Below are 14,808 nucleotides of genomic sequence, written 5' to 3' on the forward strand. Positions count from 1 at the left end.
TTAATGAGGGAGCAGAGAGATGACGAGTGACTCGGGAGGTCACAATATGGGTGATCATAGCAACCACATGTGCGACTACTCAAAGCATCACAGCGTCGAAGAGATGAGAGTCCGGGTGAAGGACCCGAAGTGGATCTGTGAGGTCTGCGGACGGACTGCAAACAACAAAGAGTACCTCTGCAGGCCCGTAGCGCTGTGAACCAAGAATGGTGGAGAGGTGTCCTCGGAATCCGAAACACCTCTCACCTACTATTCGTAGACTACTTGCATATCAGCAGAGGTCATGGCAGTGGCGGGGTGATTATGCAGTCCTTCTCCCACTCCACCTCAAAGCCATATTCCACTTGGAGTTCCTTTCCAGGGTCTATTGTGGCTTCCCACTCGAGTACTCCCATCTCGAACTTCTTCTCCGGAAGCGAAGGGGGTGGTTGCAGAGTGACTGTTATCTTCTCGGAGCCACTGTAAGGAATCCTATCAACAATGCGAATCTCAGCAGGGTTCTTCGAGAAGTTCTTCAGTTCAAGCCTGTACTTGTAGGCCCGCTTCTTCTTCCCCTTGGTGATGCCCGCCTTCTCGGTGTCCTTCAGAGCCAGCTTCTTCTCCGCCTTGATGTCATATGCAGTCCGGGTCCCGATTCTGATCTTCTCACGCGGGGCCACGAGATTGATGTGGGTCTCGCCGATGAAGTCACCGTTTGCATAGACCCTCACCTTCCCTGGGAGCATCACCGAGTCGCCGTTTGTCACCTCGTCCTGAGCTACCACTTCCGACATCGCATAGGCGTTCCAGTAGTATAACACCCTTGACACGAAGGTCTCCTCGGTCAGAGTCACTGGATGAGGCTCCCTTCCGGACTCGATAGTCACACGACCTGGGACCGCGTAGATGACTGTGCCACCCAGTGATTCGGAGACCGCGGCGAATGACTCCTCGATTTCCGTGGCACTCGTTTCCTGCTCTTCAGCACGCTCGTACTCGTATGCACCAGCCTCTTCCTTTGCTCCCGACTGAGGCTCCGCCATCCTCTTTCGGTCTCTAAGGGCAAAGGCCTTTGGTAGCTGTCGCGCCGCCCTCAGCACGTCCACATAGAGTGGTTGGGCCTTCACTGCCTCTACTCGTGTTGCCGAGGCAGTAGACACAGTGAGGGACACATCGTCCCAGTCCTCGAGCGTGTTGTTCCAGACTGTCGCGATTCTCTTCACACGCGAGGACTTCTCAGACGTGTCAATGTCGTACATTGGTGTCCATCCTGACTGTCCCAGCTGGTATGTGACCTCAAGCTCGAGGTCCGTCGCACTGCTCGCATTCACTGTGATACTAACATCGGTCAGAGTCTCTGTGCGCCTCTCTCCTTGGACTCGGTTCAGGTTCTGCTCGGTCGCCTGAATCGCAGAGGTGACCTCTCTCAACTCCCTCGACAGGTCTCTCAGTCTCTTCTTTGCGTCACGTAGTATCGCCGTTGTCGCCTTGTCCATCTCAGACAGGTTGTCCATCTTAGACTCTCCAGCAGCATACCATTTGCCGAACTCGGAGGAGAACTGGAGTGACATTGAAGATGCCCTCTTGACACGTGCTTGCTGTTGCGCGATTGCGTCGTTGATGTCATCTCTTCTGCGCTGCAGTTTGAGGAGTTGGTCTCGCAGCGTCTTGAGTTCTCCCTCTGGTTCATATGTCCTACTCACATGTTTGACGTCAATACCACGCAGGACTGCATTGCCCTTGCCCTTCACTCTGAACGAGTTCTCTTCAGCATATGCGCTGATGCCCGAGACCATCAGAATCTGCTCGCCCTCTACTAGCTTTGCCTTTCCCCTCCTTGTGATCCTAGCACCGTCTCTGAAGACCGTGACCTCAGATATTCTTGTCTCAATGTTCTGTGTCAATACTCACTCATCTCCTATACCAGCGGCGGACTGACTGTCACGCCCTTCTCCCAGAATACCTCGTAGCTGTACTCGATTGTCTCCTTCTTTCCGATGTCGATGGTCTTCTTCCACTGCATGACTCCAAGTTCATACTTCTCAAGACCTAGCCTCTCCCAGTCGACCTTCACTTCAATTGCCGGGTTCAAGCTGTGCGGGACCCGGTCAAAGACTTCTATCTCTATGGGCCGCTTGGAGAAGTTCTCCAGTTCGAGTCGGTAGGTGTAAGACCTTCTCAGCTTGCCTCGTGTTATCCCCGTCTTCTCAACCTCTCTCGACACCATCTTCTTCTTCGCCTTCACGTCATATGCGAGTCGAGTGCCCATCTTGAACTCCTCGCGTGGCGATACGAGGGGCATCAAGGACTCTCCGATGTAGTCCCCCTCGGCATACACTTTCACCTTGCCGGGAAGGATCACGCTATCGTTGTTTGTCACTAGGTCCTGTGCCACGACCTCGGACATCCCGTCTGCATACCAGTAATGTATGGTCTTGGTGGCTAGCTCCTCCTCTACGAGCGTCACCGGATGGCGGTCATCGTCACACGGTATGGTGACAGGCTTCGGGAGCTCGTATACTGACACTCCCGATGCGGCCTCCGATACCTCCGCGAACTCCTCTAGCATCGGCGGCGCGGGCGGTGGTCGGGCTGCTTCGACTTTGAGTGACGGAGCTGCTATCGGCATGGTCTCCCCTGGCATGGAGGGTGGCATGCCGCCGCCGGTCATGCTCCGACTTGGACGTGGAGGTGGAGGAGAGTAGACGTCGATTATGAGTGGAGTGGGCTCGACTGCCTCTACAGGCTGTGCTGTCGCGGATGAGACAACCAGCCCCACTCGCTCCCACGGTTCCATCGTCTGGTTGGTCACCATGGCCACCCGTCGTATCTTTGCCTTTGTTGGAAGGAGGTCCACGTCATAGGTAGGAATCCATCCTGCCTCGTCGCACTGGTACGACACTTCGAGCTCAACTTCGGCTCTCTGAGAGACCTCCAGATTCACCTCGACGTTGTAGGAGACCTTCGTTCGTCTCTGGTACTCGTCACGACCAAGGTTCTGTCGTACTACATTCATCTGGTCCTCCAACTCACGCATCTCTCTCTCAATGTCTCTGAGCTTTGACCTTGTCTCCGCAATCATCTTCCCCGAGGTCTTGTCCATCTCTGTCAGAGCGGTGATGTCCCCCTCGTTCGCGGCAAACACCATGCCAAAGGTGCCTGCAAACTCGTTGTTCATCGCTTCGAGTTGGCTCAGTCTGGCTGTGTGGAGTTCGTGGTCGTCCTTGAGCTGCTGATACTGGTCTTGGAGACGCTCGAGTTGGTCCCGGAGTGCCTGAATGTCCCCTACGGGTTCATAGACTTCGGTGTGGCGCTTGACATCAATACTTGAGAGTGATGCAGGTCCTCGTCCCTTCACCCTGAAGCTGTCCTCATGTGCATACTCGGTTATCCCCATGATCAGTACCTTCTGAGGTCCCGCTTCAAGGGTCCGTTTGCCTACGCGCGTCACGCGGGCTCCATCCCTGAAGACAGTGACACGCTTGATCTTCGTTTCCATTTCAGTCAAAGGCAATCTCCGGTCCTTTCGGTATTCATGTGAGCTTTTATTCTTTCACCATGACAGTCTCTGTTGCGGAAACCAGGTCCGGAGTGAGCAGACGCGCCGGCATTACCAGATTCGCATCGAGTATTGAGACTGAGAACCGTCCCCTGCGTCAGTCTCAGCCATGCGATAATGGTCATGACGACTTATGAAACAGGGTCGTGTGCAGATGAAGACGCCCGAACGCTTTCCAGTCTGCATCCTCTATGCACGGCGAGCTCTCTGAACAAGGGCGATGAGCAGGAACATGAGCAACAGAATGACACCGGTGGAGAGCAGGATCCACTTGATGGCGGTGAAGGAAGCGGACAGCAATACGTTGGCCTCTGCCACAGCAGGATATGAGTGGATCATCATTGCGATTGCTATGTTCTCAAGGTAGTCGAAGAACGCTGCCAGTAGGGACAAGAGCGCCAAGACGCGATAGCGGACAAGGTATTCGATGCCATTTGCCAACCGAAGCGTCATCAGGCAGAATGCCAGGCCATATGCAGCTGGAAAGACCGAGTCGAGGAGCTGCAGCTGCCCGTAGAGTGACAGTCCTTCTGGTCCCAGAGCACCGAAGAGCTGAGTCATCTCGTCATAACTGTAGAATAGCCTCATGTCAAGTATGGGCAGTCCTCCTGACAACCCGACTATTCCGGGTACGAGGAACATCATCGCAGCTCCTGTGACTAGCGCGATGATAGTCACGACATACAGAACGTACGTCCGAGCCCAGTGATCCAGAGATCGAATCAGACGCATGGCTCTCTCGTTCTCGTCCAGACTACATCTCCTGCTTAAAACGATGACTGGGAGATCGTAACGGATGCACACAGTCAGAGACATGCCCTTGATTGTGCCGGAAAAGTGCCTTTCATCATAAGTATGATATCCATTAGTATATCCTTTATGCTCTATATCGCTCTTACAGGACGGAATATACCCAGATTGTGTATTAAATCGTATTCCATTGCATTATGGACGTCAGTGGATATATGAGTGTGTAATGTGGCGATGCAAATCCCATAAGTGCGCTCGTGCCTAAGTCATTGACAGGCTGCGGACACAACGGAGCAGATCTCAAGGCACACCTGAAGTATCACGAGCTAAGGAGCAACTCGCACATGACGATGCTAAAACGACTGGTCAAGATGGTTGCCGAGAAGAAGGCACACGCTATCGACAAGATGCTCGAGCATCAACAGGAAGTGATGGAGTCAAAGCTGACGTCCATACTCCGAAGGCACCATGACACAGTCTATGGAAGAAAGTATGGGTTCGAATCTATCAGAACCGCCGAGCAGTATGCTGAGCGGGTTCCACTGGTTGACGCTGAGAAGCTCAGGCCCTATTTCGGAATGACTTATGTGGACCCGAAGGGGGGAATACTCACCAAGGACCCTGTGATATGGTACCTGCAGACCTCCGGGACAACAGGACACCCGAAGCGAGTACCCATAACCCGCCCCGGTCTGAAGGACTCGTCCAGAGGCTCTGCCATGACATGGATGTCATTCATAAACGCGGAGGAGGAGAACGCAGACATCCTGGACGGGACACTTGTGACTTTCGGTGCTGCATCAGTGCTCGATTGGGTGAACGGAATACCGGTGGGTTATGCGACGGGTGTCTATGCTCGCCACCAGAACCGGCTATTCCAGAGGCTCATCAAGCCGGGTGAGGACATCTTCAACATAACTGACATGGACACAAAGATGAGGGCCTATGCTCGGATTCTTGCGACCGAGAACGTGACAGGACTTCAGGGTATCACGACGCTTTCGCTATCTCTGATCAGACGGATGCAGGACCAGTATGGACCTTGGCTTGCAGAAGAGCTCAGCAATTCCGAAGGCAGGAACAGGATTCTAGCATCTCTTGACGATGAGGGTCGACTTGATGTCAGTCAGCTCTGGCCTAATCTGAGGCTCTTTCTGGCCAGCGGAATCGACACCACTCCCTACAAGGTCTGGATGACGAAGACCTTTCCCAACCTGAGCGTTGTCGAGATTTATGGTGCATCAGAGGGTGTCTTTGCTGGTCAGCTTCTGGAACCCCAAGAAGGGATGCAGCTGTTTGCAAACACGCACTACTTCGAGTTCATTCGAGAGAATGACGCCAACGAACCCAACCCTGCTGTGATTCCTCTCTCCGAGGTCAAGGTCGGAAGCAGGTATGAGATTGTCCTAACTAACATTCAGGGCTACTACAGATATCGCTTGGGGGACGTAATGACCTTCACGTCCACTGATCCCTATTCTGTGAGCCGGATATCAAGAAGGGGAAAGGTGGTGAACCTGTCAGGTGAGAAGGTGTCTGATGCGCATGCGTCGATTGCGATGAGTGAGGCCTGTCGGAGGACGGGTGCACAGGTGGTTGACTACACCCTGTTAGGAGTGATAGAGAATGGGATTGGCCACTACACAATCGCTGCGCTGTTCCGAGACGACTCAGTAGACTCCATAGAGTTTGTCCAGACCTTTGAGGAGTCCATGATGAGCATAAACCCAGAGTTCAGGGTGGTGAGAGAGGTTGGTGCACTGGGCCCAACCGTGCTGAAGAGGCTTAAGGTACCGTACTTCGATGAGGTTGTCAAGCAGAGCCACCTGCAGGCAAAGCCTCATTGTCTGACGACCAGCAAGGACGTACTCTCGCTATGCGAGTCGTGAGCAGCTCTCCGCTCTCATGATGCGCGCTAGGAGCCGACGGAGTGTCCCGGCAGATGGATTCCGAGAGCTCCTAGCCCTCCTGCATACTGGTTGTGGGACTGGGAGCAGAAACGCTCCCATGGTACCACGGATTGATGAGTGCTACTGTCGCTATGAGTGTGGCCAGTACGTTGATGGTGTCTGCGACGAACACAAGCCCCATCGCAATAAGAGATACACGCGACAGCTGGCTGACGATTATCAGTGATAGGGATACCAGCATGAGTTCGCTGCGGACCTCCTTGAGCCGACCGGTTCTCCACGTCACGGCAAAGGTCGCTGCGAGACCGAACATCATCACGACGAGGATTGGAATGAGGAGAGCTTGGACCGTCGTGCTATCGGGAGCCAGAAGAGCTACGAGAATCCAGTAGACCAGCAGGGCCACGAGTATCTTTACGTGGTGGCGCTTCTGTCCAGGGAGCCAGATTATGAGAAGCGCAGTCAGCATGGGGAACGCGGTGCCTGCTATCACCAAAGCCCTTACACGTAGAACCTCCAGACTATCGGGCAATATGGCTGCTGCGACCAGCGTCTGGATGAGCATGTTGATTGCCTGCATGATGAAGGTCACTCCGAACAGAAAGGGAAGGTCTGACAGCAACCTCGCTTCCTGCCTGGACCACTTGAACAGCAGGTAGCCCGACAGTATGAAGCTGATGATCACAGCGAAGAGGGTGGACATCACATAGAGCGTCGTTATCTGCATCTTCTCACCTCGGCGACCGTTTCAATGCCTTTTCTCACGGCCTCCTATTTAAGCACGTTGTGACTGACTCTCACGAACCAATGTTGCCCTCAGCTGCAACAGAGCCCGCTCCATGTCCACGACCGTACGCTTGGAGAATAGCACCAAGTAGAATGAGAACACTACTATGAAGGCCATCGCCATCATGCCCATGAGAACAGGGTCATTGAAGCTGAAGTCCGGGCCCTGAACTGAGCCTTCAGATCCGACCTTGAATCCCTCGTTAAGGAAATTGATCAGAGTGTGTGCAACGATATTACCAACGAGACTGGTTCGTAGAGAGAATCGCTCGTAGTAGACTCCGAACATGGCTCCTAGAAGGCCGGACAGCAGAATCATTGAGACCCACTCGGTCGGAGGCGCTCCATTGGCCATGGGCCAGCAAGCGTGCCAGAAGCCAAAGACTATTGCGGAGAGCAGTATGGCTCGACGGACTGCCATCTTCTGGCGCAGGGAGTTCTGCAACATGCCTCGGAAGAGGGTCTCCTCAAAGACGGCGTTGACAAAGAAGAAGAAGAATGAATACAATAGCAAGGACGGGTAGACGACGCTGAGACTGAGGGAGTATTCGGGATTCACAAACAGTCCGTACGCGACCGTGCTGCCGACGATGACCAAGAAGAAGACTGAGAAACCCACTAGTAACCCGGAGAGGACGAGAGGTCTCAGGTGTTTCTTGCTGAGACCTAGCACCGATTCAATCTCGTTCCGTCTGTAGACCCACACGACTGTCAGAATCACAGTGAGGGGACCAAGCTTGGATGGGAGAATGTTCATCCACGTGTTTCCAAGCTGCAGCACAAACACATCCACGACACGCCACATCGCTGACATGAGAAGAATTATGCAAGTCAGGGTCAGTAGACCGATGCTGCTCAACCGTCTCTTGGTTTCAGTGTGCACAGGCAAGTCATGCTCGGTAGTTGTAGTCATTCCATTCCACCTTATTGTTGCGACATATCGAGGTGCTCTCGGCACAATATAAGGTCCGAAACTGCCCGGTTTCTGAACTCGTCCACGTCTTCATGCCGACTCTTCATTGCCCGTACCGGAGCCGCAGGGCTGCACAGGGACAGTGCGAATGCACATTGCATGAGAACCTGATGGTGCATTCTCCCAGTATTCGGCAGTTCTAGCACTGAGGCACTTCGATGAGTCGTCGCAGTAACGGATCGGGCTGAGGCTTCAGACGTCCTACATGATGGAATCTTGATATGTCAGGCCAACTGCTGGAAGGAGACCTGAGCATGAGGCCGTACAAGTCCCGCACATTGACGGACGAACCAGTGTATTCTGAATCCGGCCTGACTAGCCAACTTTCTCGAAGTCTTCCTTTGCGGCGCCGCACATGGGGCAGACCCAGTCATCAGGTATGTCCTCAAACTTCGTACCTGGGGCAATACCACCATCGGGGTCACCAGTGTCCTCATCATAGATGTAGCCGCAGACCGTGCATTCCCACTTAGCCATCTGTCTTTCCTCATTGGTGATATGGTGTGGCTGAAGGCTGTTCCCTCAGCTTTTCAGTCCAGTCAGCCATCCTGTGTTAAAAGGCTTCGGATGTAGTTCATCGTACGTGGATGTTCGGGTGACGACTCTTGCTTGGTCCTTCTCGACTCTGAGGATGCGACGTTCTGCGCTTGCACCCAGGACGTGACTGTTGTGACAGAGCGTCTGATGGGGAAACGTTAATCTTGAACCACTCTATCAGGTCTTCGACCCCACTTCCGGGATGCCGCAGGGGTGACATTACGCATGGCAGAAGATGGCACATATCTGAGAGCTAAACTGACAGAGATCAACGTTGCTATTGACAGGCTTACGGACATGATGAACCGGATGGTCGAGGTTATGACCCGGCTCAGTGAGTCAACGCAGTCTCTGGACAGTCTGAGCAGGTCCGTGGCGGGAAACAACGAGAGGCTGGACGAGCTGATGAAGACGCTCAAGGGTCTGTCTGCGGGGGGTGGCCTTACTGCTGAGGGGCGCGGTGCTGCTGACAGGGGTCAGCTCTCTTCGCTCGCGGCAGTCCTTGACACACTGGACAGTCAGATAAGGGACGGCGTCATCGCGAGTGACCTGGCCAAGAAGATTGATGACTCTGCAACAATGATGGAGCAGAAGGGAGGTGCTGCAGCCCTGGTGGTCAAGATGCAGCGCTGGGTCCGAATCCTCAGGACTTACGGGAGGGTCGACCCGATAAGCTCCGCTGACCTGTCCAAGCTTCGGGCGGATCTGAAAGAGTGGCAGAAGGAAATCAGCCAGATGCGTACATAGGATTCATCGGTATTGTGTAATGCCAGTCAGTTTATCGTCACCGCATGCAAAAAAGGCGTATCTAAAGCCACATGCTGAATGCTTAATAGGCGAAGAGAGGACAATAAATCTGACTTCGCCGGGATAACCAGAGGTGCACGTTGATGATTGACTCGCGGACTGACGATGCCATAGGTGGTATAATCAACGAGTTCCCACAGCCCTACCGAGATGCGACCATGCGACTGTGGGAGCTCTGGAAGAATACAGACCCAACGCCACCTTATTACCTCTCATGGTCTGAGTTCGCTTCGAATCACGACGACGCAGGAGCACTCTACACAGAACAGAGAGTGTACAACAGAAGAATCACCAATGAGCTCAGGTCGCTTGAAGTACCAAGGACGCTACGCCAGAGAGTAGCACACGCTCTGGCAGCAGTCGCAGGGATCTTCCTGGTCGTGTTTCTAGCGCTGTCACGAGCACTCAGAGCTGCAGAGTGAAGCGAGCACCACTCGCTCTGCCTGAGAGTCCTCCTTATAACCAGTGAGGCAGCTGTGCCCATAAGATATGGTCGAACTGCTAGATGAACTGCCGTCCGACATGGTGTGTCTGCTAGACGAGGCAGCCGCCGCACTGAAGGGCGCTCGAAGAGGACTGGTGGTCTCGCACAATGACGCCGATGGTATATCTGCCCTTGCTATCCTTCTCACAACGCTTCAGCGAGAGGGCATCCCCCACGTATGGAGGAACATCCACCAGCTGAACTCGGACACAGTCCTCGAAGTGGCAGGGCTTGTGAGAGAACACAGTCCAGACCTCGTCGTATTCACGGACCTTGGGAGCGGCCAGATGCCACTGATACTGGACAATGTGACCCCGGAGATGGGTGTCACACGAGTGATTGTATTGGACCATCACCTGCTCCAAGACCGGGCAGAAGACGGTCTCCCCGAACATGTGACAGAGCTGAACCCCAACATACATGGCATGAGCGGCAGCAACGATGTCTCAGGGGCGGGCATGGCATTCCTGTTGTCCGTGGCTGTACGAGCGACCAACACGGATCTGAGTGAGCTTGCTGTGGTTGGCGCATCGGGTGACATGCAGGACTACTACGGCAAGGGGTTTGTCGGACTCAACGCACGCATTGTAGATGCGGCTAAGAGAGCCGGTTACATTGCCGTCGAGAGAGACCTCACATTCTTTGGCATCAACACGAGACCCCTTGCTCAGCTCTTGGAGTACGCTACGGAGCCGTACCTCCCCGGCCTGACGGGCAATCGAGATGCATGTTACAGCTTCTTCACGGAGCGTGGCATCCCATTGAAGAGCGGACCCGACGAGTGGAGGACATGGTCCGACCTGAACAAGGAGGAGAAGCAGCTAGCAGTTCAGGGTCTCATCGACGTTATCCTAGAGCACTATGCGGACCCATCCATCGCACGAGGGATAATCGGTGATGTGTTCGTACTATGCAACAGGCCACGGAAGTCTGAGATGAGAAGCGCCAAGGAGTTCTCGACTCTGCTGAACGCCTGCGGACGGAATAGAAGGGCCGAGGTCGGTGTTGAGATCTGTCTAGGCTCCGAGGAGGCGTATGAACTCGGCAAGGCGCTTCTCCAGAGGCACCGAGCAAACCTTGCTGACGCGCTTCGGAGGCTTGAAACCGGTGGGGCCTCTGACAGACGAGGGATGTATTATGTCAATGACCCGCTGACGCCCGATACAATAGTGGGCATCGTGATTGGCATGGCGCAGGCAGCGAGGATAGTGCCCGATGACAGACCGGTGATTGGTGTGAGCACAAACACGACCGCCAACACCCAGAAGGCAAAGCTGTCCGGTAGGGCTCCACGCCATCTCGTGGACCGCGGTCTCAGTCTCAAGGAGGTCTTCGCCAACTCAGCAAAGAGGCTCAATGAGAGACATGGTGAGATGCTGGCAGAAGGAGGTGGTCATCCGATGGCTGCGGGTGCCTTTGTCCGTGTCGAACATCTCGATGAATACGTCAGTCTGGTCTCAGATGAGATTGAGAGGATGTTGGCACAAAGAAGAGGGTAGCGAATTGGGAGGCCCCCCTCCCCAGTGGACTATTAGTACTCCTCTGCCGTCAGAGAAGCGCCGATTACTCCGGGGATGAAGAGCAGACCAAAGGATGCCGCCAAGTCTATTGCAATTGTCTGGGCGAGGTTGGCAAGTGCCGTGGGTTCGAGTGCCATGCTCAGCGAGAGGGCTGCGTATCCAATGAAGAACAGGACTAGAGCAATGATGGACACGAACAGCATTCTCACTCCGCTCTTAGAGATGAGCCCGGCGATAAACCCGGCCACGCCAAGAGCGACAATTGGAGCGTAGACACCAGAGAGCGCAAAGTGATAGGGGAATATCAGCTGAGCAAAAAGCAGCGCCCCCTGATACTTTAGAGCATCAGTCAGACTGGGTGAACCGAGGATTGCCTGTATGGCAGCAATGTCGAGACCCAGTATCTGAAAGGCCCCAATCACTATCGACACGATTAGTGTGATTAGAAGTGCTATTATTGTTCGGAACATCTTGATTCAACTCCGAGAGTTGACTGCGTACAGGCAGGTTCTAGTCCACTTATATCTGTTAGCACACCTGTTCATGCCAAGCTGAACCGGTCCTCAGACGAGGTGGTCTCTTCAACCGGTCGCGGGACTCCTCTCAGATTGATGCCAGCGAGTCTGGTATGGGTGCTTCAGACTGACATGAAGTACATCTTACACAGGATATCTGCGAAGCAGTCTGGGCTGTGGGAAGCGAGACTTTGAAGCTGGTATTGCATATCGAACAATGGGCCTTGATGTAGCCTCGCAGCTCAATCGATTTGCGCCATGCTCGTTCAGCTTCAGTCCTCTGTCCTCGTCTACCGAGTTCCACTGCCAGCAACACCCATGGCGCGGCTGAGTTCGGGTCGTGCTCGGTGGCTCTTCTGAGGCACTCAAACATCTTCTCGTGCTCGCCAAGTCTGAGCAGTGCATCACAGAGCCGGTACCAAGAATCACAGTCCTCACATGTGAGACTCCACGCCCTCTCAAGATACTTGTTGCTCTCTTTCTCTGCTCCCAGGTATTTCGATATGACCGCAAGTCGGCCCAGTGCCTCAACACTATCCGAGCTCATCTTCAGTGCGTCGCCAAACAGTGTCTCAGCTCTGTGATAGAGTCCTGACTGGAAGTAATACTCTGCAGCCAGCATCTTGGTCCTGTAGTCATTGGGGGCCATTGCAATGGCACGCTCCACAAGTGGGGCCGCCTCCTCAAAACGCCCCAGGATCACCGACGAGTAGGCGTAGTTGGTTAATGCTATCAGTGAGTCAGGGTTGAGGTGGAAGAGCACACCCCACTCTTGTGCAGCCTCAGTGTAGTCGCCTTGCTTGTGCAACACCATCGCTCGCAGATTATGCAACGCAGAGTCGTTGGGGAACCGACCGACTCCCTCGTCCAGTAGCTTGGCTGCCTGACGGTAGTCAGTTCGCTGATAATGCACTTCCGCAAGATCCGCCCATGCTTCAGGCACATCTGAACCCAGTGCCAGTGCCCGTGTCAGGTACTTCTCTGCGCTGTCGTAATTCTCAAGGGCCTTGTACGCTCTACCCAGGAAGAGGCACAACACACAGTGTTCTTCGACCAGTTCTTCAGCCTTCGTCAACACCGAGACTGCGCGCTGGGGTTGCGCAGACTGGAGGTATGCAAGTCCCAGAAGCACCATTGCATCCGGGTTGTCGTCGTCTTCCTCTAGGATTGCCTCCAAGACGTGCATGGCCTCTTCGATGCGACCGTCTTCAAGCGCTTCCTCTGCGAGCTTGAGTCTGTCGCTCTTCACCATATGTGCCTCTGTCCTCAGCCAATCCACGAGTGACGACGTCGTGATTCTGGCGGCTAGGGCTGACTGACCACAAGTCTCGATATAAGTACGAATCGATGTGGCAAATGTGATGTACGCCACTCCTTTCTCTCTGTTAAACGGCGTCAGTCTCCTCAGCCAGAAGTCAAGGCTGGCAAAGTTCAGGGATGCGCTGTCAAGAGTGGTCCGACAGGACTCTCTTGTGATCGACCTCGGGTCGGGATCTGGAGTCCTTGCGCTGCTCGCCGCCAGAATGGGTGCCCGACGGGTGATTGCAGTCGAGATAAACGAGAGCACTGCGAACTACGCCCGACAGGCTGCACGACTGAACGGACTTGAACAGAAGGTCGAGTTCGCAGTATGCCACTTTGCGGACTTCTATCCTGATGAGCTCGCGGATGTTGTGGTCTGCGAGATGCTCTGCTCGATGATGCTCGTCGAACAGCAGGTTGCGGCAAGTCATCATGCAGTGAGGCATCTGCTCAGACCGGGCGGGGTGTTACTCCCAAGACGCGCGGACGTGTACGTTGTGCCCGTTGAGTGTGAGGATGTCTGGAGACGGTTCAAGTTCGACACTCTGGTCTTTCCGCCGATGCCTCAGACGGTAGGTGTGGGAGAGGCCCGGGACCTTGCAGACCCACAGGCCGTCGCACACTTGGACTTTATCTCTTCAGCACATCAGACGGTCGATGCGTGTATAAGCTTCCGGATTGCTGAGGACGGGGTGATGCATGGCATCTGTGGGATGTTCGAAGCGTTCTTGGACGATCTGACAAGACTTGACATGACAGACGGCTGGCGCGACCTGTTTGTACCACTAAAAGACCCAGTCGAAGTGACCGCTGGTGACTCGGTCGTGATAGAGTTGTCCTACACACCGGGTGAACTGCACACATTGAGACTTGTCGCCCGGCGGTGACGGGAGGCACTTGACTAAGGTTTTTAACCGGACACTTCTGCGTCTGGACTGCTGGTGATGCCATGGAGCTGAAAGGTCCACTGTGTTATGTCTTGGACTTCGACGATGTATACAACTATGCCTATCAGACTTCGCTCAAGATAAAGGAGTCAGGCTGGAGACCGGACGCCATCGTGGGTATTGCGCGAGGTGGTTGGGTACACGGCCGAGTACAATGCGATCTTCTCGGAGTCAAGGACCTGTTCAGTGTCAAGATTGACCACTGGGGAGTCACTGCCACAAGAGACGGACGTGCGAAACTCACCTGCCCACTCAACGTTGATGTGCATGGCAAGAAAGTCCTGGTTGTCGATGACATCACGGACACTGGTGAGAGTCTGACCACGGCTGTTGAACATGTCAAGTCCTGTGGTCCCGCCGATGTCCGCTCAGCAACACTGATGCACATAGTGGGCTCCAAGTTCGTGCCGAACTACTTCGGCGTCGAGGTGACTTGGGCATGGGAGATATTCCCATGGAACTTCTTCGAGGACGTAACGAATCTCGTCATGGAGATATTCAAGGGTGAGAAGACTGACAGGATGACGACCGCCGAACTCAAGCGTCACCTCAGGGAATACAACAACCTTGTACTCTCCGATGAACAGATGACAAAGATAAAGGCGCACATGGAGTACCTTGGAAAGCTGGAGAAGACCGGTGCTGGCGACTGGAGGGTCGCCAAGTAGGGCTCTGTCAGGACTTGGAATACTCCTCTCAATGGCGCAGAAACAGATCCCATATTGCGGGGAGCGAAAGA

The 14,808-nt window shown here is 54.2% G+C and carries 15 protein-coding genes; 7 read left to right on the plus strand and 8 right to left on the minus strand.

Annotated features, from left to right (window positions below; genetic code table 11):
• Positions 1–46: 46 nt before the first annotated feature.
• Positions 47–199, plus strand: a complete 153-nt coding sequence (locus tag HXY34_05555) for a hypothetical protein (protein NWF95586.1) — start codon at positions 47–49, stop codon at positions 197–199.
• Positions 200–281: 82 nt separating this feature from the next.
• On the opposite strand, the gene HXY34_05560 is transcribed toward HXY34_05555, so the two are convergent.
• The 3 genes from HXY34_05560 to HXY34_05570 form a co-directional block, all read right to left on the minus strand.
• Positions 282–1,883, minus strand: coding sequence for a mucoidy inhibitor MuiA family protein (locus tag HXY34_05560; protein NWF95587.1), 1,602 nt, complete (start codon positions 1,881–1,883; stop codon positions 282–284).
• Positions 1,884–1,897: 14 nt separating this feature from the next.
• Positions 1,898–3,487, minus strand: coding sequence for a mucoidy inhibitor MuiA family protein (locus HXY34_05565; GenBank protein ID NWF95588.1), 1,590 nt, complete (start codon positions 3,485–3,487; stop codon positions 1,898–1,900).
• A 240-nt stretch (positions 3,488–3,727) separates the two neighbouring features.
• A complete protein-coding gene (locus HXY34_05570; protein NWF95589.1) occupies positions 3,728–4,270 on the minus strand; it encodes a hypothetical protein in 543 nt (180 codons plus the stop codon).
• 362 nt (positions 4,271–4,632) lie between these two features.
• Here HXY34_05570 and HXY34_05575 point away from each other — a divergent pair, with 362 nt between their 5' ends.
• Positions 4,633–6,177 (plus strand): GH3 auxin-responsive promoter family protein, encoded by a 1,545-nt coding sequence (locus HXY34_05575; GenBank protein NWF95590.1) that lies wholly within the window; start codon positions 4,633–4,635, stop codon positions 6,175–6,177.
• Between the two features lie 70 nt (positions 6,178–6,247).
• Here HXY34_05575 and HXY34_05580 read toward each other — a convergent pair whose 3' ends face one another.
• From HXY34_05580 to HXY34_05590, 3 genes are all read right to left on the minus strand, one after another.
• A complete protein-coding gene (locus HXY34_05580) occupies positions 6,248–6,925 on the minus strand; it encodes a hypothetical protein (GenBank protein ID NWF95591.1) in 678 nt (225 codons plus the stop codon).
• Between the two features lie 48 nt (positions 6,926–6,973).
• Positions 6,974–7,897, minus strand: coding sequence for a CPBP family intramembrane metalloprotease (locus HXY34_05585; protein NWF95592.1), 924 nt, complete (start codon positions 7,895–7,897; stop codon positions 6,974–6,976).
• Positions 7,898–8,272: 375 nt separating this feature from the next.
• Entirely contained in the window at positions 8,273–8,434 is a 162-nt protein-coding gene (locus HXY34_05590; protein ID NWF95593.1) for a rubredoxin, read from the minus strand.
• Between the two features lie 285 nt (positions 8,435–8,719).
• Here HXY34_05590 and HXY34_05595 point away from each other — a divergent pair, with 285 nt between their 5' ends.
• The 3 genes from HXY34_05595 (at position 8,720) to HXY34_05605 (ending at position 11,284) form a co-directional block, all read left to right on the plus strand.
• A complete protein-coding gene (locus HXY34_05595) occupies positions 8,720–9,241 on the plus strand; it encodes a hypothetical protein (GenBank protein NWF95594.1) in 522 nt (173 codons plus the stop codon).
• A 143-nt stretch (positions 9,242–9,384) separates the two neighbouring features.
• Positions 9,385–9,723, plus strand: coding sequence for a hypothetical protein (locus HXY34_05600; protein ID NWF95595.1), 339 nt, complete (start codon positions 9,385–9,387; stop codon positions 9,721–9,723).
• Between the two features lie 67 nt (positions 9,724–9,790).
• The gene (locus HXY34_05605) at positions 9,791–11,284 is read left to right on the plus strand and encodes a DHH family phosphoesterase (GenBank protein ID NWF95596.1); all 1,494 of its coding nucleotides are present in this window, start codon (positions 9,791–9,793) and stop codon (positions 11,282–11,284) included.
• A gap of 32 nt (positions 11,285–11,316) precedes the next feature.
• Here the strand turns inward: HXY34_05605 and HXY34_05610 are convergent, their stop codons facing one another.
• Together HXY34_05610 and HXY34_05615 are read right to left on the minus strand one after the other, a co-directional pair.
• On the minus strand, positions 11,317–11,775 hold the full coding sequence (locus tag HXY34_05610) for a hypothetical protein (GenBank protein ID NWF95597.1): 459 nt from the start codon (positions 11,773–11,775) through the stop codon (positions 11,317–11,319).
• 133 nt (positions 11,776–11,908) lie between these two features.
• A complete protein-coding gene (locus HXY34_05615; GenBank protein NWF95598.1) occupies positions 11,909–13,072 on the minus strand; it encodes a tetratricopeptide repeat protein in 1,164 nt (387 codons plus the stop codon).
• 109 nt (positions 13,073–13,181) lie between these two features.
• Here HXY34_05615 and HXY34_05620 point away from each other — a divergent pair, with 109 nt between their 5' ends.
• Together HXY34_05620 and HXY34_05625 are read left to right on the plus strand one after the other, a co-directional pair.
• A complete protein-coding gene (locus HXY34_05620; protein ID NWF95599.1) occupies positions 13,182–14,009 on the plus strand; it encodes a 50S ribosomal protein L11 methyltransferase in 828 nt (275 codons plus the stop codon).
• Positions 14,010–14,071: 62 nt separating this feature from the next.
• The gene (locus HXY34_05625) at positions 14,072–14,737 is read left to right on the plus strand and encodes a phosphoribosyltransferase (protein ID NWF95600.1); all 666 of its coding nucleotides are present in this window, start codon (positions 14,072–14,074) and stop codon (positions 14,735–14,737) included.
• Positions 14,738–14,808 lie beyond the last annotated feature (71 nt).

The sequence above is a fragment of the Candidatus Thorarchaeota archaeon genome (genome assembly GCA_013388835.1).
In the GTDB taxonomy this organism is placed as follows: Archaea; Asgardarchaeota; Thorarchaeia; order Thorarchaeales; family Thorarchaeaceae; genus JACAEL01.